Genomic DNA, 24,992 nt, shown 5'->3' with positions numbered 1-24,992 from the left:
TAATAACAATTATTTTAAGTTTTAAGGGTATCCATTTGATTTTTATATTAAAATAAAAATGACGACGTTTTGTTAAAAGCGTCGCCATAAAAATGAATATACAGTTTCAGAAAATCTGCTATTAATTCATATGGTTAATAGCAGTATTGTGTTTGCTATCTTCAGGAGGCATTCTGAAGATACTTATTTGCAATATTTTCTATAGTTAACTGAAATTGTTGTGGCGTCGGCATCGTCCCCTTATTAAACAGCGGCGTAACCTCTTTCATAACGATTTTCTCAGCATACGCTTTAAAAGACACCTGCTGATTATGATTTATAAACATATGCGGATATTTAATGCTCGCTGCAGCAATGAGGGGGACGACAAAAGGATTCGCTCCTGCCCCACCTGGAGTAAATACGCCGTTTTTTATCTCCCCAGGTAGCCCCGCATTCTGCGCAGCCTCTCCTATCTCTTTCAGGAAGGGGGTAATACTGACCCCTTTACTGATGAGTAATTTACAACAGTGATCTTTATTATTACTGTACACGGCTGATAACATGGCTTCGCATGTCTGACGAGCATAGGCCGGATCTTTACTCGCATTACCTTTGATATCCAGGCTATTGAGCTTTTGCAGCATAAAATCTTTAACAGTTTTACTGGTTAATACTGCCCTACCCTCAGAGGCGTTCCCACGATGAAAATGGGTAGTCGGTATGTCTGTTTGCAGATGCAGGCTAAAGCGATCTGACAAACTCGTCGACAGGCTGATAAAGCTATTTCTAACGGCAGTAATACTTTTTGCAAAAATGTCCTTCTCCGTTGTTTTTTCTTTTACTGGTTCAACGTCACTTCTATGGATTCTGTAGTGCTGGGTGGATAGGGTTATATTAGTCACGGTAGTTCTCCTTTTAGATAACTATGCATAGCTACACTTTATTTATATTTCTTGCTTTCAAAAAATAGCCACCTTCTCCACAACCATTTTTACTCATTGATCTATATAAATTTTATTTTCCTGATGAATTTTGTTCTTCTGTCACTTAGCTTTTTTTTTCGGCACAAGGTGATCGACTTTTATCGAGGAACATTTTTATCGGGACAATCCTGAACAGGCAAAACATCACTTCAATTCAACTGCTGCGTCACACAAAACATTCATGAATATTATTATTTATGCTGATGTTGTTACGATTTTGCCCACATTCAAACGCTGACTGTCAGTTATCCTGCCAGCGAGTTAGCTGCTTTTTCAAAACCTATAAAGTCGCCACGCCAAACCTCTCCACCACTGTAATCCTTATCTAAATATCAATTAATTAACTGATTTTTATATATTATGACTTTTCATGGCGTTCAGAAAAACTACAAATAAAATGGATTGACTCATCTATTAGTGGTCAAAAAAACGCGCTACGAGAAATAATCAGTAACAATTGCGACACTATTCCAATCATAACGTAAACTATATGATACCAGGTGATTATTATTGCTTTTAGGTAACATCTTTGTATGGCTGCTTTTAAGTAACAATACTCTAACACAACATATAACATTATAACTTACAATAGGTTAACAAATGGAATTACAGCTTATGCTTAACCACTTTTTCGAGCGCGTCAGAAAGGATGCAAATTTCAACGCATTTCTAATCGATCTGGAATATAATAATATCGCTTATTACATCTATTTTGTTGCTACCGGTAATGTGAAAATTATCACTCATGCAGGCCACTTCATTTCTATTAAAAGCAATAGAAAGCTGATTAAAGTCAATTCAACACCGAATACGCAATTAATAAAATTGACTTCAGCCAAACACTTTTCGGGGGAGCATTCCTATGAAAAATACTGTACCGATCTGGCAACAGCAGGCGTTTTTAAATGGATTGTGGAATTAAACCAAAAAACTCGACAATACTGGTCGAAAGACAACCAATTATTATATATAGAAAATGTGGTCATGCCGCTTTAACAAGCCAGGGTAATAATAGCGTCAGTCGTGACATCCGGCGTGTTGCGACTGCGGGTTATCCATTTAGAGACCATAATGAGAGTCTGACTGCGAGAGTTACCCTGTGCAGTCCGACCGACGCAGCAACGTTTGACACGATGCTCGACAACAGCATCTCCTGATGCAGGAGAAATGATATTCAAAGCGATATCGACTAAAAGCTCAAAATATTTGCCTGCTATTTATATTCTATCTAATTAATACCCTCCAGGAAGTGTGGCATAATTGCAGAATCTGTCAGGATTCCGGGAACATACCGGAGCGTAATCGAAAAACCATCTGGAGATGTATGAGCAAGGATGAAATCAGTTATCAAATTCTTTACCGGTACTCTCTGGAAAAGCTATACAGTACTCTTACCAGAAGAGTAGATAACGTGCTGTCATTCGCCCTCGTTTTTCTCGGGGTCGGCGTCACCATAAACGTCGGGAGTCCCTTTATTCTGGGGCCAGGCATTGTGGGTATCGCCATACTAAAAAGAGTACTCCGCTTCGGCACGCGATCAGCACAGGCCGACCGGCAGTCCCGCGCCTGGCTGAAACTTTTTAATACTCAGCACCGCTTTCCTTCAGATAAAACACTGTTCCTTGCCTTCACATCGCTTGAGCAAGGCGCGAGCGAAGTATGGTCCATGCTTATTGGTCCTGCCATCGTCATGACTGAGACCGCCCTCAGGAAAACGCCCATTGAGCCATTAACGGCGGGTGAAAAACTCTGCGCATTTTTGAGTGGCGCGACGAAATCCCAGCCAGCAGCTCGCAATTGACCTGTCTTCTAAACGTCTGTGCCATACCACAGAGATTTAGTATAAAATTAATTAATGGAGTACTAACGCTGTCAGCAGGTTTCTCTGAGTGAAAGATTCGTATTATACGCACAGCCCAGTTTACAGTTTATATAACAGCGCTATATGTTTTTGTATCCGTACCATGCCGCCTACAAGCGGCTGTCTGAGTACCTCTAGCCGTGCCAGGGGCGAAGGGCAATTAGTTAAACGCCATCCCAGCCCTCCCCTTAGCAATTATTTTTTTATCATTTCATGGTAGAGAGAATGTATTTCTCCAAGCGAATGGAATACCGGTAAATGTAAGTACGCTCTTTTACCTTGCCCATGATACCACAGTCCCAGCACACACTTTCCAGCACTCATCAATTTCAGTGACGCGCTATCATCTCCACCAAGAATAATCGCCATAAATACTTGCTCGCGCCATAAAAAATGCTTTATTGTGATAACCTACAAGTCGAGTATTTCAGCAGCATAACGCTGTTTGGCTAAAAAGATATAAATCCTTTCGGCAATTGAAGAGACCGTGATATGAAATTCTCTCAACTGCTGCAATAACAATTTTCGTCTAACCGGAGACAAAGGAATACTTCCAGAGTCGGCATATGTTGTATCTTTAACATTTCAGTGCTCAACACGACTGATAGCCAGACTACTCCAGTAGACAGTGTTAGCTGTAGTAGTTTCATACTATGTTCAGTACTGCGAAGTACATGGCGACTATCGTGATGACCATCACAATTAAAGAAATATGCCGCTTCACCGATGAATCTTTATTGCATTTGAGCCAGGACAGTTTAAAACATTAGAATTAATAACCTTACATTTGATTTTGTAGCAGTATTTAATCCTGTTTTCGTTTCGGTCTGAACACAGACTTGAAATTATCATTCATGATATTGAGCTCTCCCGCAAAATAAAAGACACATTTCATCAATAATATTATAAAATATTTCACAATCATGGTAAACACTTACAAACAAGACATTCGACATGTTAGTTTTTTAAAAGTGCTTCTTTCATGATTACTCTTAAATCACAATCATAAACGTTTATCGTATCGATCTATTTTTTGTTATTTTGATTCAAGTTCACTATTATTATCAATGAATTATATTAAATGTCGGCGTCCTGGGAGGGGGCCAGACACTTTGGTGGTGTGGCTTTTATTATTGATACCCGCTTTACATGAACGTCTCTCATTAATATTTTCAGACCTATCTTCAGCCTGTGATCAATAATTCTCATTCGCTCAAATGACATTATCTATGCGTAATAAAATAATGCTTACCCTAGCGACTGTCGGTATGATATATGGCGCGTCGACTTTTACTGCTGGCGCTATTACCACCACTGACGCTGGCGGGAGGGGATGACCTTAGTGTCTCAGCCATTGATGCGTCGGGCTGCATTGTGCCGGACAGCGAGAGCATCAAAGTAGACCAGGGTCTCAGCAGCAGGCAAGTCCTCGAGTTCGGTTTCAGTTATTATCAATCTTACCGGGTATTTATTTGAGGGCCTCGGAAGTACTTCGGGCGCGGGTGCCGCCACTATTCAACAGTGGCCATGACATTTCCGAGTGTTCTGCCCCCACTGGACGGTCATTTGGCTAAAGGAGAAATAGCAAATACTGCAAGCAATTCTGTTACCAATGTGGCTATTCAGCTTCTGACAGGTGATGGCGTTAATCCTGTGGACCTGAGCAAGGCACCTACAGCAGGTGATATTACGCTGGATACCTATTCGGCGACTAATAAGCTGAATTTCTTTGCACGTATGATAACCGCTGGAGGATCAATCTCCCAAGGCACTGTCGGCACCACAGTCATCTATAATCAGAAACACTTCTGATACGGCCCACAAGCCGATATTTATTTCAGATATTAATAAACAGTTTCGCTGTCCATTTATCTGGTATGTCCGGACGCCAGAATTGTTTATTTCTTCAGTGATGCGCTGTTATTTCACGGAACGGTTTAAATCAGCAGCGGCGGATTTTCATTTATTCAGGCAACACGGATAGCGGCTTATACCATGAAACTGAATCGGCCTACACTGCTAATTACTCTGAATATACTGTCGTTGCCAGTAGAGACGACGGAGTTCAGCGCCGATTCTCTTAAAAACAGTGACCACCTCAGTGTGGATTTCTCCGCCTTCAGCCGGGATGGCTATATTGCGCCAGGGAATTACCTGCTTGATATTTACGTGAATGACAGACTCATTCACAATCAATAAAAAGTCAGTGTGGTGGAGATTAGCGACGAGCACTCACGGTTCTGCATCATCTCTGCACTGGCAGACATGCTCGGGTTAAAAGAGGAGAACCGCCGACTACTCGGGCCCGTCCGGCAGTGTCTGAAACTGAACACTACGCATGGTAAAGTAACATACAGCCCGGATAACCAATCTCTGTTAGTCACTCTGCCCCAAGTCTGGATAGAATACCAGAATCTGGCTTGAGTACCCCGGCCCGCTGGAGTGATGGTGTCACAGCCGCCCTGCTGAGCTATAACCTGATGACGAACCTGTGGTCTACATTCCACTGGTATTGGCATCTGAAGCTGCACGCGAAAGATCTGGCTGGAAAATGGCATAGCCATTCATAGTCTCAGCCAAGCATGTACTGCAATTGACCCTGCAGATCCCGTCAATTTTGAATCTCTGGCTGTCGCTTGCATATGCTGGGTTCTCCTTAGCCCCCTCGTTCCTAAGTTTGTAATGCAGAGACGGTTTTTATGTTTGTAAATTTTCTGGCGCGATGGTTTTGCTCACAAGTGGTAAGTTGTTTTTCTTTTCCAGTGTAATATGTTAAATTTCTCGCACTGATTAATTCACTTTTTGTACGACATGCACAATCTAACGCCAGAATTATTGCAAACTCCATCTGTAAGAAGCAACAGAGACAGAAGTCTTGATATAGCCAAGGGAATTATGATGCTGTCTGTTGTTGCTGGACACATTGCAAATTTCCCATTTGGGGAGGTATTCTATTACTATCAAGTTGCCGGATTTTTTCTGCTATCGGGTTATTTCTTTCATTACGACAAGTATGCTGACAGATTTAGTAAATTTTTAAAAAGCAGATCAAAGCTTATTTGTCAGTACCTTATTTATTCTGCGATAATCATATCGGCGCATAATTTACTTACTGAGTTTGGGTTACAACCTACAAATTACATTTATTACTCACCTGCTGATTATGTCACAGCATTTATACGGTCTATAACAATACCATCTGAAGCACTGGCAGGTGCAATGTGGTTCATACCAGTATTGATTTTAATGCAGTTTGTTTTTTATTGGCTAAATAGAGTGGTTAAAGAAAATAAACTGCTAATTGGATCTTCAGTTTTAATTTTATTCTTCATTGGTTGGTGGATTGTAAAAAGTAATGCAATTGCTAATAATCCCTACATAAACACTCATATTCCAAACGCACAATACTTCGTCTATTTGCCGTTTTTCTACATAGGCTATGTATTTAAAAAATTTGGATTCAAATCCTTGAGCAGCATAAATGCTATGCTGCCAGCGCTAATCGTCATAGTCCTTAGTTACATTGTAATACGGCCAACTATGTATTTATACGGAAGCATTGATCCGTATTGCTTTATCTTTTTATCGCTTATTAGCATTTCTCTCGTAATTGGTATTTCTTACCACATAAAATCTAACATACTCGTTAGATTTTTCACAACAATAGGCGAGAATACAGTACACATCCTCGCTATGCACTTCTTCTTTTTCAAGATAGCAACTCTTCTATTAACCATTGTAGGGCTCAAGCAAATTGATGATCTTCATCGCATTGACGGCCCATCTAATGGGTCAATCATTGAAACAATAACATATCTTTCATTCGGTATAGTTGTAGTGGTCAACTAAAATTGGCCACGGTTTTAGAGTTTTCCCAATATAATCGTTCTGATTCATTGGGAGTTAGACCACCGTTATACTGATGTGGCCTGAGTTGGCAGTAATATCCGATAATGTAGCGGGTGATCTCTTGTTGAGCCTCAGCGAAGCTACGATAACCCACAGTTGGCACCCATTCCGTCTTCAGACTTCTAAAGAAGCGCTCTATCGGCGCATTATCCCAACAGTTTCCTCGGCGAGATAAACTCTGTTTTATTTGAAAGCGCCACAGTAATTGACGGTATTTACGGCTAGTATAATGACTGCCTTGATCGCTATGGAACATGACACCTTTTGGCTTTCCGCGAGATTCATAGGCCATAGACAGCGCTTTACCTGTCAACCGACTATCAGGCGACAAAGACATTGACCAACCAATCACTTTGCGGGCAAAAAGATCGATAACGACCGCTAAATACATCCACCGATTACCTGTCCAAATATACGTAACATCGCCAGCCCAAACTTCATTTGGAGCCGTAACAGCAAATTGACGACTTAAGTGATTTGGAACGTCAATATGTTCTTGTGAAGCCTTTCTGTAACGATGCTTTGGTTCTTGGCAGCTTACTAAACCAAGAGTTCTCATTAGCTTTGTTGCTCGGTATCGGCTCAGCTTTACACCCTGATTTGTGACTATATCTGCAATGGTTCTCGCTCCCGCAGAGCCATTGCTTGCGGCGTGAGCCTCGCTAATCAAGCTGCGCAGTTTTATTGTTTCCGCATTAATTAACGCTGGGCGTTTAAGCCAATAGTGATAACTACTTCGATGAACATTGAAGACTTCGCATAATATTTTTACGCTGTGGCTCTGCTTGAGTTTCTTGATTATCAAGAATTGTTCAGTGAGTCCGACATCAAGAGAGCCGTGGCTTTTTTTAGTATTTCATTATGCTCTTCAAGGCGAGCCAGCTTCTTTTTCAATTCCCGAATTTCTATTTGCTCAGGGGTCATAGGTGAAGCTTTAGGTGTTTTCCCTTGGCGTTCTTCTCTAAGCTGGCGAACCCATTTATCCATCGTGGACTTGCCCACATTCATGGCTTGGGCTGCTTCCGTCACTGAGTAATTTTGGTCTAAGACTAGCTGCGCTGCTTCTAACTTAAATTCTGCGCTAAATAGTCGTCTTGTACGTTTTGTCATAATGTCACCTGTTAACTTATGAGGTGATGATATCACCTCTAACTAAGTGACCAAATTCACTATGCCACTACAGATTTTCCCATTAGTTCTTGTATCCTTAGTAAGGAAGATAAGAAGTAAGATTTTTGTAAATAAATATTCTCCGGCATAGCCGGAGGTTTTTCAGATGCGTCTGTAAGGCTATCTTACCCACAGCCCCTAACAGGCGCATACGATCTAACATTTACATTAAGCTTCGTTACTTACGGCCCGTAAACGGACTGCCCGGATTAGGAGAAATGATTCTGGCAGAAGTAAGCACGCGTCATGTTGCAGAATTTCTTGAGCTATGGATCGCGGAAGGTAAAAACACGATGGCGGGGGCGACGAGGTCTGTACTATCTGACATGTTTTGTGAAGCTGTTGTAGAAGGAAGAATAACACTGAATCCGGTTGAAAAAGCCAAGGTACCAAAAATTGAAGTTGCAAGGGAGCGCTTGCGAATAGAGGTTTATAATGCTACACGAGCATATGCCCTCATGGTTCCCTCTCGCGATGGATTTAGCACTCGTTACAGGTCAACGTAGGGAGGATATCGTAAACATGAAATTTAATGATGTTTTTGACAACCGCTTACACGTAACTCAGATTAAAACCGGAATGAAAATAGCTATTCCCCTATCCCTGACCCTTGAGGTGCCAGGGTTACGTCCGGGAACGGTTATCGATCGCTGCCGGCTGGTAAGCAGAACCGATTTCATGATCAGTGCAGGAATCAGGAAAAATAGCCCGACCGGGAATATTCACCCGGATGGGCTCACAAAGAAATTTGTAAAAGCCAGAAAAATTTCAAGTGTTAAATTCAGTGATAACCCACCGACATTTCACGAGATCCGTAGCCTGGCTGGTCGGCTGTACAAAGACGAATGCGGCGAGGAATTCGCTCAAAAACTCCTGGCCCACACCTCAGAGAACACCACGAAACCCTATCTCGATGAACGCAATAATAAAGCTTACGTGATGCTCTGATTTTACTGTAAAAGAAATGTTAACTCGGATTTGGATGTGATCTAACCAAAAAGACCGGAATACAGAAATTTGAGGAAATTTCGAGGGGAAACACATAAACAATTGATTTACAATAGAAATAAAAAGAGACCGAATTCGATTCCTGTTCTTGCTAAAAATAAAAATTCACTTTAAATTCATATAGTAGATGTCACATCCCACACTCGACATCTTTAGCTAGCACGCTAATCTATAATCTGAGAAAATGTTAAACACTTGCCGCTTGTGACAAAAAACAGATTTTAAGCGAAAAAGCGAGGGTCTGCTGTTAAATATACCAATGATTCAGGCAGCTATCATTATACCGGGACACTGCAAGAATCCACTTTATTGCTTGTATTCTATTGAGTTTTCCGCAACTTCTTCGAACTAACCACCGTCATCCTACCGCCAAGTAGTGAGGTACTGCAAACCAGCTAGTTCATTGAGCACATCGCTGCGGCCATCATCAGTGTAAAAGTCGAAAGGTTCGCATACCCCAATAAATACATAGCAAGAATATTAATAGCTAACGAAGTTGTGAGTTGGTTCATGTTTTTTATCTGTTACGTATGAAATAAGAATTATCTGCAATGTTAATGCGAAGTGTCAGGCGCAGTCGCCTCGTTGAGTAAAAACTCAACAAGATTTACGGAGTTACAATGATCGATAAATTAGTACTTACGGTTACACCAATTTTCTCCATACCACCGCGTGGTGCAGCCGCAGTAGAGATATGGATGTACCAAGTTGCACGGCGAACAAAAACTACCAAACAGAATCGCTTGTATTAAGAATGAAGGTTATAGCGATTTTTTAAAGGTAAATGACCATTGTTCTGTTCATCGCATAGGTTTCAGCAGACTCTATAAGCGCCTCTTTCAGAAGTGGACTCGCCTTGACCCGCTCCCCTACTCACAGCGCATTCTGAATATTGCAAAAGACTTTAACGTTACCGATGATAGTGTAATCATCGTTCATAACAGCATAAAGCTGTACCGCCAGATCCGCAAAAGAGCCCCAAAGGCAAAAATGGTTATGCATATGCATAATGCTTTCGAACCTGATGGGTTAGATCAAAACGTTAAAACGATCGTCCCCAGCATGTTTTTGAAGAAGCATTATCAGGCGTACCTGCCGGATGCTGATATCGCTATCGTCCCTAATGGTATTGACCTGGAGGCCTATCAGAAAAACGCTGTACCACTGCAAAAGTCTGACCTGGGAATAACTCCGGAGAAAAAACGATTTTCTTTGCAGGCCGTATATCACCGGATAAGGGAGTGACTTTGCTTTTACAGGCGTTCGAACAACTCCTCAAGGAATGCAACGATATAGAGTTAGTTGTCGTTGATAACTATATGAGTAAAAGTAAAGGTGAAAAAGCAACCTATCAGCGTGAGGTGCGGGAATTAGCAGAACGGCTAAAACCACACTGTCATATGGTTGAAGGTGTAACGCCTGAAGAGATATACAATTACTATTCGTTAGCAGTTCTGGTTGTTATTCCCTTTCAATTCCAGGAACCGTTCTGCATGGTTGCAATTGAAGCAATGGGGCAGGAAAGCCTGTACTGGTCAGTACACGCGGCGGGATGACTGAGCTCGTAAAAGAGGGGGATACCGGCTTCCATTTGCAGGAGCCAATGACCCCGGAGACCATTGCCAGGGACATTAATAAAGCGCTGGCATCCCCTGATTTAAACAATATTGCCTTACATGGACAACGTTGTGTGGAAGAGAAATTCCCGTGAGAAAAAGTAACCCAGCGGTTTGAGGAAGTGGTTAATAACTGGTTTAGATAATTAATGCGCATTAGCTCAAATGTGAGCTGACATATCTATGGCACACGCCAAACCTAATCTGACTGTCCGCCCTGTGCCAGAAGCGGACGCTGATCATAGTGTGTACAGGCCACCAGTACGATATATTATAAAGCCACCAGATTGCAGCTTTCATAAAGCTATGGGTATTCAAATGCAGCAAAGCTATAAATCAGGCTTAATTAAATAATGCCTTTGCGAACCTACTTTAGGAAAGTCCGGTAGCGACATTTGAAGTATATAACCCTGTTTTTCATAAAAAGGGAGAGCCTGGAAGCTAAAGGTATCTACAAGTCCATGAACACAGCCTTTCCGCAAACCTTCTTTTTCGGCCATCTCCATAAGTTTGCTCCCCAGACCGCAGCTCCTTGCAGATTCACTTACCCAAAGATAGTCGATGCAGAGCCACGGACCTTTTCTGTCAGCAATTAATCCGCCTACCATTTCGCCGCTTTCGTTTCTGCAGTAGACCCCAAGCTGCCCATTTTTACTAAAATCGACGAACTGAGCATTGTAGCTTCTTAATCCGGCTAATAGTTCTTCTTTATCAAATTCAGTAACTTGATGTGTAATTTGAATGTCCATACATATCCAATTGAACAAGTTTGCATTTGGAATATAACGTTATAAATAAGTTAATTAAATGTATCAATAGAAAGTTTATTTTTACTCCTGGGGGCAGGCCACGTCCGCTACTCGCTTAAAGCAGACCGTCAGTTGGAGTCTGAGCTGGTACAATTAATGCGCCACTGGTTAGAAATCAGTAATACGATTTTATCAGGCTGATGCTCTGGCCTGTCAGGATTTGAGGTATCCACCCGGTTTACCAGCACCCTGTATTTGGCACCGGTGGAACCCACTTCCCGATCCAGGATATCCAGTACCCACCACCGAACCTTTTCCCCAAAAGACATGAACAACCTCAAGCGCCTTGTCTGGATGATAACCACGGCATGAAGTTTGATAACGCGTGGAATCAGGGCGTTTGGTACGCTCTCCGTTCAGCAACTGGACGCCCTTCTCCCCAGCCTTTCAGCGTTGAAAATTTGCCAGCGCTGGGTGAAAAGTGTAGGCGAATTATGAAAATCACTTCTGCCGTTTATACTTCGAAAAGACGTTATCAAAAAAGTGGTTCGCAAGCGCGGAGTTATTAAACCTTTACTTAACGAAATACGCTTTAAGTTGCTTGAATTGCAGCAGAAAGAAAACGACGGCTTGCTGATGCTGGACAAATTAAGCAAGCATGGCATCAATGGACTGATACGCCGTCAATAAAAGGAAGGGTGCATGGACGATCCCGTCACATCACCAATCACAACAGAAGAGCACAAAACAACATTTCACAGCGTAAAGGATAAAACACGATGCCATTTTCAATCAAACACATATGTTCAGGCCCAAAAGGACACTACCCAGAAATCTCCGGACCTATACAGAACAAGCCAGTACCGAGGAATTGCACACTGACCTCAACAACATGCGATATACAGAGCTATACAGTATTCAGCAGATGGTCCTGCAGTTATGAAATGCGCCCACCCGGTGCAGAAGAAAGAACCCCACGACTAAAACTTTCAGCAACGGAGCTCTTATGGCTATCTAAAACAATAGAAACTGAGAGGTGCAACACAAAAGAATGAGCCTGTCAGTAATTCTGTGTAACTGCCCAGTTATTAAAGGTGATCGCTCAGGCGGTCACCGAACTCGATAATAAAACGGCTCATCGCCAGCCGCCAGCTCTGGATCGACCTACTCCATTTTTTCGACGCATCCTTGATTGCCAGATAAATAACTTTTCGTACTGAGTCATCCGTTGGGAACACCTTGCGTTTCTTAATCGCGGCACGGATCACGCAGTTCAGGGATTCGATTGCGTTTGTCGTATAGATGGCCTTGCGGATATCCGGCGGATAACTGAAGAGCGTATTGAGGTTTTCCCGGTGCGCACGCCAGCTTTTGCTGATTTGCGGATATTTATCGTCCCGGACTTTCGCGAACGCATCCATCGCCATCAGTACCGCATCTTCGGCCGGGCCTGAGGCCGCTGGTGGCGGCTTTGTAGTCTTTCCAGGACACGTATTTCAGGCTGTTACGCACCATATGAATGATGCACAGCTGGATATGGGTCTGCGGGAAGACGCTGTTTATCGCACCCGGGAAGCCCTTCAGACCATCCACACAGGCAATCAGGATGTCCTGAACATCAGGACGAAGCAGGTCTTCATAGCGGGTGGTGTACCGAGGCGAAAGCATTTCTCGCTTCATAGCCCACTGTTGCGGCATCCCCTGCCCGGCGAAGTACAACGTCCCCCATTCGCCTGGCGCGGTGAATATCATGTTCAGTTAAGGCGCTAGATAGCTACCCAGCATCTCCTCCACAAGAGGTCGCAGGCCATCCAAAAATGTCTTTTTCGCGCTCTCCATCGCTCTTGCTCCGATAGTGCGCTCTGCATCGGTATTACCGACAAGCCCAAACGGTCTCAGCTCTGTGTCAGACAGCATCCGGTACGTTTCCTCATAATCCGATATTTGCTTTTCACGAAGCGCGTTAACGCGTTCCGGCGCTTTGCGCTCCAGCACGCTGTGTAACGGCCCCCACTGCAGTATCCACTCCCTGAGCTCGCTTTTTTCAGCGGCTTTCACCTGAAGCTCCGCAGCCTGAAGGTCTGAAACCGTCACGCCGGATACGCCAAAGATGTCAACGCCACGATGTTTGACCGTTATTTGCCATTTTCATGCCCGCTAAATACTTTCGTTACTGATGCTGTCCGCTTTCCACCATTTCATCATCACTGATTGGCGTTGTGTTTTTGGTCAGCACTCCAGCTTTACGTTTCTCTTTTAACCGGTAACTCTCTCCTTTGATATTCAGCGTGGTTGAGTGATGTAGCAGCCGATCCAGGATCGCTGTTGCCAGCACGTGATCTCCGAACATTTCTCCCCAGTCTGCGAACCCTTTGTTTGACGTCAGTATGATGCTCGCTTTTTCATATCGACGGTTCAGTAGCCGGAAGAACAGACTGGCTTCCTCTCTGTTCATCGGCAGATAGCCTATTTCATCCAGGATCAACACCCGGGCATAACTCAGTTGCTGTAGCTGACGCTCCAGCCGGTTTTCCTGTTTCGCTTTCATCAGTGTCGCGATCAGTCTGTCCAGTGGCATAAACAGTACCCGATGTCCCGCATCCACCGCTTTCACGCCAAGAGCTATGGCCAGATGAGTTTTTCCGACACCAGGAGGGCCCAGCAGGATCACGTTTTCGCTGCGCTCCACGAACGCCAGACCAGCCAGTTCCCGGACAACCTTACGGTCGATGCCCGGCTGGAAGGTAAAGTCGAACTGCTCCAGCGTTTTGACCCACGGCAGACGAGCCTGCTTCAGCCTGGACTCCATACCGCGCTGATGCCTGCCGTTCCATTCCTGCTGTAGCGCCATGCACAGGAACTCCCGGTAGTTCAGCTCTTTTTTAGCTGCCTGTTCCAGCAGGCTTTCAACGTGATAACTCAGATGCTCCATTTTCAGGCGACTCAGCAGGACTTCCAGTTCATGCATCACAACAGCTCCTCATAGGCACTCAGTGGTCGATGTTCCACCTGACTGACCTGCTGCCAGAGCGGGGCGTGATGCTCCGGCACTGTCTGCCAGCCAGACGATACTGAACAGAGGCGATGTGAGGCCACCAGTTTCTCATTACTGTAGATCCGCAACTCGTCATCCAGCGATATTCGTATCGATACCGGCTGACCACACAGCGCTTCGGGAACGCTGTAACGATTACCACCAACCTCGATATAGCTGTCCCAGGACACATGGCGGATGTCGAAGTAACTGGTATCAAAGTCCGTATCCGGTAACGGCTGCAGATGTTCCTGCTCCAGCGCGAAGCGCTGTTCCGGCGTTTCTTTGAACTGGCGAAGCTCCCGTTTGTCAGCCACATCGGCTATCCATTGCTCCAGTTGTTGATTGACATGAGTGAAGCTGTCGAACCTGCGGTACCGGACGAAGAAGTTCTCCTTGAGGTATTTCACCATCCGCTCAACCTTACCTTTTGTTCTGGCCCTGCGTGGACGGCATGCCCGTGGCAGGAAGTTATAGTGGTCAGCCAGCAACAGGAATCCGGAGTTGAACACGACTTTCCCGTTGTTATTCTTCAGCACCGCAGCCTTCTGGTTATCAACCAGCACCGTTTTCACACAACCACCGAAGTAGCGGAAGGCGCGAACCAGTGATTCGTAGGTATGCTCAGCATCCTGTTTTGGTGCGGCGAAGACATGGAAGCGGCGGGAGAACCCCAGCGTATTAACCGCAAAGTTAACTTTGCACCGTTGCCCGGCAACCTCCACCTCAACTTCGCCCCAGTCGTGCTGGAGCTGGTATCCAGGCTGAGTTTCGAAGCGAACTGTTCTTTTTGACGGACGCATTTTACGTTTGGGCTGGATGTAGTAACGCAGCATGGAACGTCCGCCCGTATAACCCATTGCCTTAATCTCCGCGAAGATAACCTCGCTATTCCAGACATTCTCTGCCAGGCGCATGTCGATGTAATCCATAAACGGTTTCAGCTTAGCCATTTTGTGGCGGGTCTTTCTGGCTGGCGGTTCAGGGTATTTGAGGTAGCGTCTGACCGTCCGTTCAGAGCAACCAATCTGAGTCGCAATATCGACAATGTACGCGCCCTGCTGGCGCATTTGCTTTATCATGTAAAAGTCCTCTCTGCTCAGCATGTTGATGTCCTTTCTGGTGTGAGAACCTTAAGGAAACAACATGTTGGGTGGAGCGGACAATCCAAATGGCGAATTACCGTCTTATATCACTGGCGCTGACAAAGAAACGCATTTCTGCCGTCACGCTGGTCAGCCCGAGTGCTTTCTTCAGCTTATTCTGATACGCCAGATAGACTTCAACATCATCGGCCAAGGCCAGCGTTCCGGCCTTTTCCCGGGCAATCTGTTCCAGTTTTTCCAGACGGAACATCTCACGCCCCGTGGCAACCAGCGCCGCGAGATTGTTATCGTATTGCCCTTTTTCTGCATCATGTACCAGTTGTACGTTCTTCATCTGGTGCAGAGCAAGTGTGACCCGATCCTGGCAGCTTGCTGTTGCCTCTGTTGCCATGGCAAAGGTTTTTGCTCTCAGCGCCTCATCTTCAGCCAGTTGTACCAGCCAGGACGATATCTGTGCCTTAAACCCCGCGTCCTTCATGAAGTTTTCCGTCTCACTCAGTCTGTCCAGGAAGAGGCTGAAGGCAGCAGCGTTATCTTCCTGTCCGAACATATGCCATCTGTCTGCAGGAGCCGGTTCGCCCTCCCGGGCAGGCACCAGCCAGCCAGCGGCCGCCAGGTGCAGTGCCCGGGCTTCCCGGGGGGCTGAGGCTCCCGCCATATCGAATAGTATCCTGGGGCCTGAATAGCCTGGCGCGCTGGTGATATTCTGCAGCGCCTGCAGAGTGCGTTCAGACAGAGGATTGCCTTCCAGATTTACGCTTGCCTCTGAAGACAGACCCGTGATGCTTTCCGGCAGGCGGGTCAGTTGGTTATTGTGGGCATACAACCGTTGTAGGCCTGACGGCAGCGCCGGCAGGCGGGTCAGTTGATTACCTGCTACCGACAGCATCTGTAGTCCTGCCGGCAACGGCGGCAGGCTGGTCAGTTGGTTATCTTCGACAGTAAGCACCTCCAGTCCTGACGGCAGCGTCGGCAGGCTGGTCAGATAATTATTATGAGGAATAACCAATGTTGTTATATGCGCTGGTAAACGGTCTGGTAAGGCGGTAAGGCCTGACTCTCCCACATTAAGCTCTCGACTGCCGTTATTCAGGCAGGTACATATTCTCTGTACCGTCGCAGCACGACCGCGTAACTCTTCTGCTGGCGCAGCCCCCTTCCATTCTGACCAGACAGCATCATACTCTGCTGGTGTCTGTGGAGCCGCCGGAGCCGGAAGGGGGGATACCTGGAGTGTCCCGGATGCCCCTTCCGCATGTTCTGTACATTCCTCTCCCTGTTCTATGTCCATGGTGAAGCGATATGTTTCATTGTGCCCCTGGCAATTCACGGTATGGTTCCCGGCGTCATCAAGGGTGACCGACAATATCTCCTGGTTGTCTGCATCCAGGATACAGAAGTGGCTTTCCCCGTGGCGGCCGGAGTGAATGCTTTCCTCGTATCCGGCATACGTGAGCATCCTGAGCTGTTCAAATCTGCTGACTACATCCTCCCGCGTCGTTCCGACCGAAGGGTGGCAAATCGTCCAGATACATTCCTGCGCTTCAGTCTGGTGCGTTGAGCAGAAAAACTCCTTAATTTTTTCCCATAAGCTCATTTCAGGCGGGGTTGCAGATTGGGCTATACAGTTAATACGAAGATTAGTAATTGTGGCGGGAAGACATCCGCGTCCAACATGCAAGGGCATAATAAAAAAACCTTTATAAATTTACACATAATGTCTGTCTGGCGGACATCCTCTTTCCCTGGTCTTAATTTCACAATAAGGTTATCGACGGATTCATGGTCGTCCTGCCATGGCGGGCTTCAGTAGGTGCAGAAGAAAAATCCGTTATGATGGCCGGATGGCGGGACTGTCATTTTGCAGCTAAAGGTGTCGATTTTTTCAGGGGCGCTTTCTACGATGACCAGATCATCCGGCATCAGCGCCCGGGCGTTCAATTTTGGCAGGCAGATCCCTGACCCTTGAGGTGCCAGGGTTACGTCCGGGAACGGTTATCGATCGCTGCCGGCTGGTAAGCAGAACTGATTTCATGATCAGTGCAGGAATCAGGAAAAATAGCCCGACCGGGAATATTCACCCGGATGGGCTGACAAAGAAATTTGTAAAAGCAAGAAAAGCCTCCGGCGTTAACTTCAGCAATAATCCACCGACATTTCACGAGATCCGAAGTCTGGCCGGGCGGCTGTACAAAAACGAGCACGGCGAGGTGTTCGCCCAAAAACTCCTGGGCCACACCTCAGAGAACACCACAAAACTCTATCTCGATGAACGCGGTAATAAAGCTTACGTGATGCTCTGATTTTGTTGTAAAAGAAATGTTAAACTGAATTTGGATGTGATATAACCAAAAAGACCGAAATACAGAAATTCGAGGAAATTTCGAGGAATTTCGAGGGGAAACACATAACCCATTGATTTATAATCTAAATAAAAAGAGACCGAATACGATTCCTGTATTCGGTCCAGGGAAATGGCTCTTGGGAGAGAGCCGTGCGCTAAAAGTTGGCATTAATGCAGGCTAAATCGCCTTGCCCTTTAAGAATAGATGACGACGCCAGGTTTTCCAGTTTGTGACGAAGGTGATTGAAAAAACCTGGCGTTTTGTCTGTCATCAGAGATAAAAAAACCGTAAGCCTTTTCGTGAAGGTTTACGGTTTTTTATTAAAAATCAGTCAGCTATTGGATGGATCACAAAGCTTTTGCGCACGTTCGATAAACGGCGCCAGACTCATTTTCTCACCGGGCTTCGCCGGGTTATCGATTTGAATGACGGCAATAGGCTGAGCGCGCGTTTTACCCTCCGCTACTTGCTGTTCGGCAATGGCATTCAAGGGATACTGCACCAGCGTACTGGGGTTGATCACATAGAGCGCCTGGCCAGGCCGACAGGTCAACATGACCTCTTCCCGATTAAACGCCCACTTGTCTTTTCCTACTTCAAAACGACTTACGGTAATCACCTGCGGCGCCGCCAACGCTACGCCCGAAGTGGCCAGCAGAAGCGCCGGAAGGAGTATTTTTTTCATTCGTTATGCCAGTCCATCAGAAAGGTTCGAGGGTTGCAAACAGGCTGACGATCGCCAGAACTATGCCTCCAACTCCCCATTCAATTTGCGTCATCCTGACAAACCATAGGTCAGTCCGGAGATTTTCCTGTCGCATACGTGGTACGAGAACATACCGATTCGTCAGCGCAATTGCTACCATAAGCACCACCAGCGCACATTTTAACAAAAGCAACTGTCCATAGGTGGTCTGCCAGATAGCGGTAAATCCCGTGATAAATAGCGTGTTGCCAATGCCTGTGAGCAATACGCCCGCCACAAAAAAGTGACCATAACGAGAAAAACGCATCATGGCGCTAATGGCATGTTGACGCCAGCGTCCCTGAGCCATGCGCATACAATAAACCACTGGCAACAGCCCGCCAAACCAGGCTGCGGCACAGAGTAAATGCAGAGCATGGTTAATTTGCTGTAATGTTCCCGCTACACCATCGCGCATCGTCGCATGTCCAACGCCTGCCAGCAGGATAAACTGAGCAACGGTTAGAATAAGAAGCCGTCGTTGCATTTTTACCGGCGCAATGACTACCACCGCCAGCGTGACCAGCGCGAGGATAATTTGCCATATCCAGACCGCGCCAAAGCGGGTTTGCAGTACCGCGCCCCACACCGAGACGGAAAAAACATCGGGCCAGCCGCCGCCCATCAGTCCGCCCTGAATCGCCAGCATGAAAGCCGCGCTGATAACGCTCCAGGCGGCGGCATGTCGTTGCAGATGTAAAAATCGACGCGTCATTAAACGACGAATTGATGCGGGTGCCAGCCAGGCGCCGTAAAGCGCGCAGCCGTAGACCAGCATCAAACTAGCAAAATGAATAAATCGGAGAGTTATCCAGACGAATGTCAGCATCATTTATTTCACGCTGAAGGTGTATTTCCCTTTTGTTTTATGTCCATCCACCGACACAACGTGCCAGTCTACCGTGTAAGTGCCAGATTTTAACGGCTGCTCAAGCGGGATAATCAACTGCGTTTTATCCTGTTCATTTCGCTTTGCCAGGCGCGTTTTGATGAGCTCTTGCTGAGGGCCAGTAATGGTTGCGCCGCTGAATCCTGGCTCAATCCCTTCAGAAAAATTCAGAGTCAGCGCCTGTGGCGAGGCCGTAACGGCAGCATTCGCCGCTGGATACTGATGCGTCAGGTGCGCATGTGCCCAGGCCGCTGGCGTCGCAAATGTCGATGCCAGCAGCACTAAAGCTAAACGTCGCGATGGTGCAGAAGAAGCCATATTCACTATTCCTTTTTGTTATACCTACGTTACAAAGAATAACCTTCAACAATCAATGAGTCGAGGATCATCATTTCCATCTTGCCATTACCGCGGACTCTTAGTACCTTCTGGCGGCAACAAAAAAGGAGACACGTATGAAAACAAATCTGGCTCAGCTTGAACAAGCGGAAATGGATAAAGTCAATGTGGACCTGGCGGCAGCCGGGGTGGCATTTAAAGAGCGCTACAATATGCCTGTTGTCGCGGAGGCGGTCGAACGTGAGCAGCCAGAGCATCTACGCGCCTGGTTTCGCGAGCGGCTGATTGCCCATCGTCTGGCTTCCGTATCACTATCCCGACTCCCTTACGAACCCAAAGTTAAATAAAAATTATATAACGTTACACTTCCTTACATGCAGACGACTACATTATAAGGCGATTCTTAACCTATGCTTTTTAGAATGGCTGTAGAGACTATGAAAAGGAAGTCATTATGTCCTCCTGGAAAATTGCTGCTGCGCAGTATGCGCCCCTGAACGCCTCGCCGGCGGAGCATGTCGCCCATCATCTGGAATATATTGAGCTTGCGGCTCGTCAACAGTGCGAACTGCTGGTCTTTCCGTCGCTGTCGCTATTAGGCTGCGACGAAAGAAATAAACCGTTGCCCGCCCCGCCTGACGAGGCGCTTTTACAGCCGCTCACTCATGCGGCCGATACCCACCATATGACTATCATTGTGGGTATGCCTGTTGAGCATAACTGCCGCTTCGTAAAAGGCATCGCTATTTTTGCCCCATGGCTAACGTCGCCGCTCATGTTTCACAAAAGTCATGGCGCCTGTATTGCCAGGCAGCGAAGCGCTATCAACGTGGTGGATGAGCAGCCAGAAGGTGGTGATATAGATCCCTCATTTACGTTATTCACAACCAGTCAATGTCTTAACGAACCTGAACTCCATGCTTCTACCTCACGCTTACAACGTTTTTCGCATAAATATGCGCTGGCCGTACTGATGGCCAATGCCTGTGGCAGTAGCGCGCTGTGGGATGAAAGCGGGCAACTTATTGTTCGTGCCGATTGCGGTTCGCTATTACTGACGGGCCTGCGCACAACGGAGGGTTGGCAAGGCGATATCATTCCATTACGCTAAGGTCTTTCGGTGAGGAATGAATCATGTTGCGGATTATAGACACGGAAACCTGCGGGCTGCAGGGCGGGATCGTAGAGATAGCCTCTGTTGATGTCATTGATGGCAACATTGTCAATCCCATGAGTCACCTGATACGCCCCGATCGCCCTATTACGCCGCAGGCAATGGCGATACACCGTATTACCGAAGCCATGGTCGCCGATAAGCCGTGGATTGAAGATGTCATACCGCTTTATTACGGTAGTGAGTGGTATGTCGCTCACAATGCCAGTTTTGACAGACGCGTATTACCTGAATTGCCGGGTGAGTGGATCTGTACCATGAAGTTGTCGCGACGCCTGTGGCCGGGAATAAAATACAGCAATATGGCGCTCTATAAATCGCGCAAACTAAGCGTACAAACGCCGCCGGGGCTGCATCATCACCGGGCGCTTTATGATTGCTATATCACCGCCGCCTTGCTGATTGATATTATGCGAACCACCGGCTGGACCGCGGAAGAAATGGTCAATATCACGGGCCGCCCTGCGCTGTTAACCACTTTCCCGTTCGGTAAATACCGCGGTAAGGCGGTATCTGAAGTCGCAAAACGCGATCCGGGCTATTTACGCTGGCTTTTTAATAACCTTGATAATATGAGCCCGGAACTTCGCCTGACGCTTAAACACTACCTGGAAGATGTTCAGGCTGGCGAGCAACGCAGCAATGGAACACCACAATAACCCGCGACGCTCACAAGCCATTGCGGGCGCGCGTCTATGCGCTATGTAAGGTTCCCTGCGCCAGGCCAATTAAAAAGGCGAACTCCAGCGCGACGCCTTCGTAGGATTTAAACCGCCCCGACTTACCACCGTGCCCGGAGTCCATATCCGTACATAACAGCAGCAGACGTTGGTCCGTTTTTAGCTCGCGTAATTTTGCCACCCACTTCGCCGGCTCCCAGTATTGCACCTGAGAATCGTGCAATCCTGTTGTCACCAGCAGGTGCGGATAGTCCTGCGCTTTGACATTGTCATAAGGACTATAGCTTTTCATATAGTCATAATACTCAATATCCTGCGGGTTCCCCCACTCTTCAAACTCTCCTGTCGTTAGTGGGATCGACTCATCCAGCATCGTGGTTAATACATCAACAAAGGGTACCTGGGCAATAACGCCGTGGAAAAGCTCGGGGCGTTCGTTGATAGCGACGCCCATTAACATTCCGCCCGCGCTCCCGCCCATCCCATAACACAGCGACGGCGAACCGTAACCCAGTTTTAATAAGGCATCGCAGGCATCAAGATAGTCATTAAAAGTATTCCGCTTTTTGAGGAATTTACCATCTTCATACCACTGCTGCCCCAGCTCACCGCCGCCGCGAACGTGTACGATTGCGTAAACAAAACCACGATCCAGCAAGCTCAGTCGGCTGCTGCTGAAGTCGGCGTCAATACTGGAACCGTAAGATCCGTAGCCGTAAACCAGAAGCGGATTTTGCCCTTTACGAAAATACTTCTGATGATAAACCAGCGATACCGGCACTTCGACACCGTCGCGTGCGGTGATCCACAGGTGTTCGCTCTGATAACAGCCAGAATCAAACCCAGGCACTTCCGTCTGTTTAAGTACCCGTCGCTCTCCGGTATCCATATCCAGTTCAAACAAGGTATCTGGCGTCGTCATTGAAGAATAGCCGTAACGCAGCCGGGAGGTCTCAGGTTCGGGATTATAGGCAAGCCAGGTCACGTAAGCCGGATCGTCAAAGGCGATGCCTATCACTTCACGGGTTTTACGGTTAATTTGCCGCAGGCTGGTAAGCCCCCGTTGACGCTCTTCTACTACTAACCAGTCGGTAAACAGGGTAAACCCTTCCAGCATGATATGCTCGCGCGGAGGGATCAGCTCTTCCCAGGCGTTTTCATTGCGCACGCGGGTACGGTACAACCCAAAGTTTTTACCGTTCCGGTTAGAACGCAGGTAAAACTTATGTTGATAGTGATCGAGACTATATTCATGGTCTTTGCGGCGCGGTAAAAATGAAAACGGCTCGGCATCGGCCAGTTCCGCGTCAAGTAATAGCACTTCGCTAGTGGTGGCGCTGGCAAGATGAATCACCACATAATGCTGCGAAGTGGTTTTATGCAGGCTGACATAAAAGGTATCGTCTTTCTCTTCATATACCAGTTCATCTTGCGATGACGGAGTGCCAATCGTGTGCCGCCAAACCTGATAGGGCAGCAGCGTCTTCTTATGCTTACGCACATAGTAAAGGGTCAGGGAATCATTGGCCCAGACAAATTCAGGCGCAACGTTATCCAGCAGTTCCGGATACCAGTTACCGCTTTCGAGGTTACGAAAACGCAACCCATACTGACGACGGGATAAATAATCTTCTGCCAGCGCCATGATGGTATTATCCGGCGTAATGGCAAGTCCGCCGAGCGTATAAAATTCGCTGTGCGCGGCCCGCTGGTTCGCATCGAGCAAGGTTTCCCACACATCCCACTCTTCGCTTAACGCCGATTGTCGTTGATAGATGGCATATTCGCAGCCAGGTTCATAGATATAACGGTAGCGATAGCCGTTTTTCACATACGGAGCGGAAACTTCTCTGGGCGGGATGCGATCGATAATTTCTTTTAGAATGCGGTCCTGTAACGCCTGCTGAGAGGACATGACCTTCCGGCCATACTCATTTTCCTGATGCAGGTAATCAAGGACTTCCGGCTGCGAGCGAGTGTCATCTCGCAGCCAGTAATAATTATCAATGCGCGTATCGCCATGTACGGTCATGGCATAGGGAATTCGATTGGCTTTTGGCAACATGTCGTTTTTTCTTTTGCGTTAATATTTGTTATATATCACGCGGCAAACACAGCGGCGTAGCATGGTAGTCCCGGTCGCTCACCTCGGTAAGCGCCTGAGATGTCACTGCTTCGCCGCTATCCTGCAACATGAATGACGTAAACTATCCATCCTATAAGGGTGGCAAAAGACACGCATGATGCAAGCGAAACATGTTACTTAATGGCAGGTTATCAGCCTGGTAGCGCTTGTTTTTGCTGCTGCAAGTCCTGCTCGATACCGTCCCGAACCTCCTGAGGAATTTTTAGCGCGTCTCCTAACGCATTCAGATAGCTACGTTCCATAAAGTGGTCAATATCAATGGCGGCGCAGCTCAGGAAGTAGATTTCCAGGGCTTCTTCTTCATTACGAACGCCCTGTGCCAGACGTTGTGGATCAAGCGGCTGCTCAATAGCTTTCTCGATAAACACACGCCCTTGCTCTTCAACACCTGATTCTCGCAGTTGGTGCTCAATCGCCGCGCGTTCTTTGGCATCAATATGCCCATCGCTTTTTGCAGCAAAAACCAGCGCCAGGATCAGTCGCTCAGTGCGAACATCCAGCGGCGTACTTTGGCTGCCGAATTGCGGCTCCCCCTGATGCGCGGCACGTACTTTATCTTTGTACTTATTCCACAATACGGAACCCGCCACCGCGCCGCCGCCCACCAGCAAAGCGCCAGTACCGTATTTGGTTAATAATTTGCGCGAAGACTTATTGGCGACCAACAGTCCAGCCAGACCGCCCAGCGCGCCGGGAACCAGCAGTTTATTTAACCCCTGTTCACCGGAAGGCGATGCGGAAGCGCCTTTTTGCCCAAGAAGTGATTGTAATTGGTTCAACCAGTTAGCCATAGTACCCCTCAAATACAGACCAATAATGGTCAAGCGTACCTGAGGGGATGTCAGGAATTGTCTGTTCCGGCAAAAGAAGCGCAAATTACGCTGCTAGCGGGGCTTATATTCCGCCTTGCCGGCTTTGCAATCAACGATGACCTGATAATGAATATCGGCGCTTTTACCGCGAACAGTTAGCGGAACTGTCCATTTATCATTTTGACCTACAACGTCCTGCACATTAACCCACGCGACCGGGTCAGCCTGCCCGACCTTTTTTTGGTCGTCGGCCCACCGCACGATACGATTTTGCTGGTAGTCGCGCTTCACGCTTGCCGCAATCCCGGCGGCATCCAGCCCTTCGCACTGCGGAAACTTAACCGATTTACTCTCGGTGGATGCCGCAAATACCGATACGCTGGCGGATAACAGCAGCAGGCTCAACAACGCTCCTCTTTTATTCATACTTTTCTCCTTAGCACA

General features: G+C 46.9%; 23 protein-coding genes and 8 pseudogenes. 14 read left to right on the top strand and 17 right to left on the bottom strand.

Features of this window, described 5'->3' with window-relative positions; all coding sequences use genetic code 11:
* Positions 1–161: 161 nt before the first annotated feature.
* Entirely contained in the window at positions 162–884 is a 723-nt protein-coding gene (gene sopE2, locus K8W53_RS10025) for an SPI-1 type III secretion system guanine nucleotide exchange factor SopE2 (protein ID WP_017441965.1), read from the bottom strand.
* A gap of 681 nt (positions 885–1,565) precedes the next feature.
* Between sopE2 and K8W53_RS10020 the strand changes: the two genes are divergently transcribed.
* Both K8W53_RS10020 and K8W53_RS10015 read left to right on the top strand, forming a co-directional pair.
* On the top strand, positions 1,566–1,961 hold the full coding sequence (locus K8W53_RS10020) for a DUF1398 domain-containing protein (RefSeq protein ID WP_000422887.1): 396 nt from the start codon (positions 1,566–1,568) through the stop codon (positions 1,959–1,961).
* Positions 1,962–2,289: 328 nt separating this feature from the next.
* Complete coding sequence (locus tag K8W53_RS10015) at positions 2,290–2,766, top strand: hypothetical protein (protein ID WP_023223926.1); 477 nt, start codon at positions 2,290–2,292, stop codon at positions 2,764–2,766.
* 255 nt (positions 2,767–3,021) lie between these two features.
* On the opposite strand, the gene K8W53_RS10010 is transcribed toward K8W53_RS10015, so the two are convergent.
* On the bottom strand, positions 3,022–3,195 hold the full coding sequence (locus K8W53_RS10010) for a CZB domain-containing protein (RefSeq protein ID WP_079838199.1): 174 nt from the start codon (positions 3,193–3,195) through the stop codon (positions 3,022–3,024).
* Between the two features lie 906 nt (positions 3,196–4,101).
* On the opposite strand from K8W53_RS10010, the gene K8W53_RS10005 reads away from it, so the two are divergent.
* From K8W53_RS10005 to K8W53_RS09990, 4 genes are all read left to right on the top strand, one after another.
* Entirely contained in the window at positions 4,102–4,302 is a 201-nt protein-coding gene (locus K8W53_RS10005) for a hypothetical protein (protein WP_153218918.1), read from the top strand.
* Between the two features lie 90 nt (positions 4,303–4,392).
* Positions 4,393–4,638 (top strand): hypothetical protein, encoded by a 246-nt coding sequence (locus K8W53_RS10000; protein WP_001051755.1) that lies wholly within the window; start codon positions 4,393–4,395, stop codon positions 4,636–4,638.
* A 183-nt stretch (positions 4,639–4,821) separates the two neighbouring features.
* On the top strand, positions 4,822–5,025 hold the full coding sequence (locus tag K8W53_RS09995; protein WP_023223927.1) for a FimD/PapC N-terminal domain-containing protein: 204 nt from the start codon (positions 4,822–4,824) through the stop codon (positions 5,023–5,025).
* A gap of 612 nt (positions 5,026–5,637) precedes the next feature.
* Positions 5,638–6,675: an acyltransferase family protein gene (locus K8W53_RS09990; protein WP_223533965.1), complete on the top strand. Its 1,038-nt coding sequence runs from the start codon at positions 5,638–5,640 to the stop codon at positions 6,673–6,675.
* Here the strand turns inward: K8W53_RS09990 and K8W53_RS09985 are convergent.
* Positions 6,668–7,845, bottom strand: a protein-coding gene (locus tag K8W53_RS09985; protein WP_086010879.1) for an IS3-like element ISVch4 family transposase whose coding sequence is annotated in 2 segments (ribosomal slippage) — positions 6,668–7,587 and positions 7,587–7,845 — 1,179 coding nt in all. Because the reading frame shifts where the segments join, the coding sequence is not laid out codon by codon here. The genes K8W53_RS09990 and K8W53_RS09985 overlap by 8 nt on opposite strands.
* A 269-nt stretch (positions 7,846–8,114) precedes the next feature.
* On the opposite strand from K8W53_RS09985, the pseudogene K8W53_RS09980 reads away from it, so the two are divergent.
* Both K8W53_RS09980 and K8W53_RS09975 read left to right on the top strand, forming a co-directional pair.
* Positions 8,115–8,853: pseudogene (locus K8W53_RS09980) on the top strand (tyrosine-type recombinase/integrase); the annotation flags it as partial.
* Positions 8,854–9,533: 680 nt separating this feature from the next.
* Positions 9,534–10,624: pseudogene (locus K8W53_RS09975) on the top strand (lipopolysaccharide N-acetylglucosaminyltransferase).
* A gap of 234 nt (positions 10,625–10,858) precedes the next feature.
* Here K8W53_RS09975 and K8W53_RS09970 read toward each other — a convergent pair.
* Together K8W53_RS09970 and K8W53_RS09965 are read right to left on the bottom strand one after the other, a co-directional pair.
* Positions 10,859–11,278 (bottom strand): GNAT family N-acetyltransferase, encoded by a 420-nt coding sequence (locus tag K8W53_RS09970; RefSeq protein WP_023205587.1) that lies wholly within the window; start codon positions 11,276–11,278, stop codon positions 10,859–10,861.
* Positions 11,279–11,406: 128 nt separating this feature from the next.
* Positions 11,407–11,607, bottom strand: coding sequence for a hypothetical protein (locus tag K8W53_RS09965; protein ID WP_023223931.1), 201 nt, complete (start codon positions 11,605–11,607; stop codon positions 11,407–11,409).
* A 39-nt stretch (positions 11,608–11,646) separates the two neighbouring features.
* Here K8W53_RS09965 and K8W53_RS09960 point away from each other — a divergent pair.
* A pseudogene (locus K8W53_RS09960) lies at positions 11,647–11,915 on the top strand (hypothetical protein).
* Between the two features lie 165 nt (positions 11,916–12,080).
* Positions 12,081–12,221, top strand: coding sequence for a hypothetical protein (locus tag K8W53_RS09955; protein ID WP_031607419.1), 141 nt, complete (start codon positions 12,081–12,083; stop codon positions 12,219–12,221).
* Between the two features lie 145 nt (positions 12,222–12,366).
* On the opposite strand, the pseudogene K8W53_RS09950 reads toward K8W53_RS09955, so the two are convergent.
* The 6 genes and pseudogenes from K8W53_RS09950 to K8W53_RS09930 all read right to left on the bottom strand — a co-directional run.
* A pseudogene (locus K8W53_RS09950) lies at positions 12,367–12,895 on the bottom strand (transposase); the annotation flags it as partial.
* A 6-nt stretch (positions 12,896–12,901) separates the two neighbouring features.
* Positions 12,902–13,003, bottom strand: a pseudogene (locus tag K8W53_RS23975) (DUF4113 domain-containing protein); the annotation flags it as partial.
* 33 nt (positions 13,004–13,036) lie between these two features.
* Positions 13,037–13,387, bottom strand: a pseudogene (locus tag K8W53_RS09945) (NEL-type E3 ubiquitin ligase domain-containing protein); the annotation flags it as partial.
* A gap of 61 nt (positions 13,388–13,448) precedes the next feature.
* The gene (istB, locus tag K8W53_RS09940) at positions 13,449–14,246 is read right to left on the bottom strand and encodes an IS21-like element IS21 family helper ATPase IstB (RefSeq protein ID WP_000544828.1); all 798 of its coding nucleotides are present in this window, start codon (positions 14,244–14,246) and stop codon (positions 13,449–13,451) included.
* A complete protein-coding gene (gene istA, locus K8W53_RS09935; RefSeq protein ID WP_000952349.1) occupies positions 14,246–15,418 on the bottom strand; it encodes an IS21-like element IS21 family transposase in 1,173 nt (390 codons plus the stop codon). The genes istB and istA overlap by 1 nt, the downstream gene beginning before the upstream one ends.
* 100 nt (positions 15,419–15,518) lie before the next feature.
* A pseudogene (locus tag K8W53_RS09930) lies at positions 15,519–17,105 on the bottom strand (NEL-type E3 ubiquitin ligase domain-containing protein); the annotation flags it as partial.
* A gap of 262 nt (positions 17,106–17,367) precedes the next feature.
* Here K8W53_RS09930 and K8W53_RS09920 point away from each other — a divergent pair.
* Positions 17,368–17,721, top strand: a pseudogene (locus K8W53_RS09920) (tyrosine-type recombinase/integrase); the annotation flags it as partial.
* A 373-nt stretch (positions 17,722–18,094) separates the two neighbouring features.
* Here the strand turns inward: K8W53_RS09920 and K8W53_RS09915 are convergent.
* From K8W53_RS09915 to yobA, 3 genes are read right to left on the bottom strand one after another with little or no spacing between them, the layout of a single operon-like run.
* Entirely contained in the window at positions 18,095–18,448 is a 354-nt protein-coding gene (locus K8W53_RS09915) for a YebY family protein (RefSeq protein ID WP_000722368.1), read from the bottom strand.
* 16 nt (positions 18,449–18,464) lie between these two features.
* Positions 18,465–19,340: a copper homeostasis membrane protein CopD gene (gene copD, locus K8W53_RS09910; RefSeq protein WP_023223935.1), complete on the bottom strand. Its 876-nt coding sequence runs from the start codon at positions 19,338–19,340 to the stop codon at positions 18,465–18,467.
* Positions 19,341–19,715: a CopC domain-containing protein YobA gene (gene yobA, locus K8W53_RS09905; RefSeq protein WP_023205606.1), complete on the bottom strand. Its 375-nt coding sequence runs from the start codon at positions 19,713–19,715 to the stop codon at positions 19,341–19,343.
* A gap of 137 nt (positions 19,716–19,852) precedes the next feature.
* Here yobA and K8W53_RS09900 point away from each other — a divergent pair, with 137 nt between their 5' ends.
* From K8W53_RS09900 to exoX, 3 genes are all read left to right on the top strand, one after another.
* Positions 19,853–20,083 (top strand): DNA polymerase III subunit theta, encoded by a 231-nt coding sequence (locus K8W53_RS09900; RefSeq protein WP_000856224.1) that lies wholly within the window; start codon positions 19,853–19,855, stop codon positions 20,081–20,083.
* Positions 20,084–20,190: 107 nt separating this feature from the next.
* On the top strand, positions 20,191–20,847 hold the full coding sequence (locus tag K8W53_RS09895; protein WP_000100249.1) for a carbon-nitrogen hydrolase family protein: 657 nt from the start codon (positions 20,191–20,193) through the stop codon (positions 20,845–20,847).
* Positions 20,848–20,870: 23 nt separating this feature from the next.
* On the top strand, positions 20,871–21,569 hold the full coding sequence (gene exoX, locus K8W53_RS09890) for an exodeoxyribonuclease X (protein ID WP_000944282.1): 699 nt from the start codon (positions 20,871–20,873) through the stop codon (positions 21,567–21,569).
* A gap of 34 nt (positions 21,570–21,603) precedes the next feature.
* Here the strand turns inward: exoX and ptrB are convergent, their stop codons facing one another.
* From ptrB to yebF, 3 genes are all read right to left on the bottom strand, one after another.
* Positions 21,604–23,655, bottom strand: a complete 2,052-nt coding sequence (gene ptrB, locus K8W53_RS09885) for an oligopeptidase B (protein WP_000936990.1) — start codon at positions 23,653–23,655, stop codon at positions 21,604–21,606.
* Between the two features lie 212 nt (positions 23,656–23,867).
* Positions 23,868–24,527 (bottom strand): tellurite resistance TerB family protein, encoded by a 660-nt coding sequence (locus K8W53_RS09880; protein WP_000024707.1) that lies wholly within the window; start codon positions 24,525–24,527, stop codon positions 23,868–23,870.
* Between the two features lie 93 nt (positions 24,528–24,620).
* On the bottom strand, positions 24,621–24,974 hold the full coding sequence (gene yebF, locus K8W53_RS09875) for a protein YebF (protein ID WP_023223936.1): 354 nt from the start codon (positions 24,972–24,974) through the stop codon (positions 24,621–24,623).
* Positions 24,975–24,992 lie beyond the last annotated feature (18 nt).

It is taken from the genome of Salmonella sp. A29-2 (genome assembly GCF_020150755.1).
In the GTDB taxonomy this organism is placed as follows: Bacteria; Pseudomonadota; Gammaproteobacteria; order Enterobacterales; family Enterobacteriaceae; genus Salmonella; species Salmonella enterica.
Note: the sequence above shows the minus strand (reverse complement) of the source record. Positions and strands in the feature narration are given on the sequence as shown.

Coding starts and splice junctions, on each gene's coding strand:
- K8W53_RS10010 (WP_079838199.1), bottom strand. CDS start 3,195: ATGGCGATTATTCTTGGTGGAGATGATAGCGCGTCACTGAAATTGATG.
- K8W53_RS10020 (WP_000422887.1), top strand. CDS start 1,566: ATGGAATTACAGCTTATGCTTAACCACTTTTTCGAGCGCGTCAGAAAG.
- K8W53_RS09900 (WP_000856224.1), top strand. CDS start 19,853: ATGAAAACAAATCTGGCTCAGCTTGAACAAGCGGAAATGGATAAAGTC.
- K8W53_RS09990 (WP_223533965.1), top strand. CDS start 5,638: ATGCACAATCTAACGCCAGAATTATTGCAAACTCCATCTGTAAGAAGC.
- istA (WP_000952349.1), bottom strand. CDS start 15,418: ATGCTGAGCAGAGAGGACTTTTACATGATAAAGCAAATGCGCCAGCAG.
- istB (WP_000544828.1), bottom strand. CDS start 14,246: ATGCATGAACTGGAAGTCCTGCTGAGTCGCCTGAAAATGGAGCATCTG.
- yebF (WP_023223936.1), bottom strand. CDS start 24,974: ATGAATAAAAGAGGAGCGTTGTTGAGCCTGCTGCTGTTATCCGCCAGC.
- K8W53_RS09915 (WP_000722368.1), bottom strand. CDS start 18,448: ATGAAAAAAATACTCCTTCCGGCGCTTCTGCTGGCCACTTCGGGCGTA.
- K8W53_RS09955 (WP_031607419.1), top strand. CDS start 12,081: ATGTTCAGGCCCAAAAGGACACTACCCAGAAATCTCCGGACCTATACA.
- K8W53_RS09970 (WP_023205587.1), bottom strand. CDS start 11,278: ATGGACATTCAAATTACACATCAAGTTACTGAATTTGATAAAGAAGAA.
- yobA (WP_023205606.1), bottom strand. CDS start 19,715: ATGGCTTCTTCTGCACCATCGCGACGTTTAGCTTTAGTGCTGCTGGCA.
- K8W53_RS09895 (WP_000100249.1), top strand. CDS start 20,191: ATGTCCTCCTGGAAAATTGCTGCTGCGCAGTATGCGCCCCTGAACGCC.
- K8W53_RS10015 (WP_023223926.1), top strand. CDS start 2,290: ATGAGCAAGGATGAAATCAGTTATCAAATTCTTTACCGGTACTCTCTG.
- exoX (WP_000944282.1), top strand. CDS start 20,871: ATGTTGCGGATTATAGACACGGAAACCTGCGGGCTGCAGGGCGGGATC.
- K8W53_RS09995 (WP_023223927.1), top strand. CDS start 4,822: ATGAAACTGAATCGGCCTACACTGCTAATTACTCTGAATATACTGTCG.
- copD (WP_023223935.1), bottom strand. CDS start 19,340: ATGATGCTGACATTCGTCTGGATAACTCTCCGATTTATTCATTTTGCT.
- K8W53_RS09880 (WP_000024707.1), bottom strand. CDS start 24,527: ATGGCTAACTGGTTGAACCAATTACAATCACTTCTTGGGCAAAAAGGC.
- K8W53_RS09965 (WP_023223931.1), bottom strand. CDS start 11,607: ATGTCTTTTGGGGAAAAGGTTCGGTGGTGGGTACTGGATATCCTGGAT.
- ptrB (WP_000936990.1), bottom strand. CDS start 23,655: ATGTTGCCAAAAGCCAATCGAATTCCCTATGCCATGACCGTACATGGC.
- K8W53_RS10005 (WP_153218918.1), top strand. CDS start 4,102: ATGGCGCGTCGACTTTTACTGCTGGCGCTATTACCACCACTGACGCTG.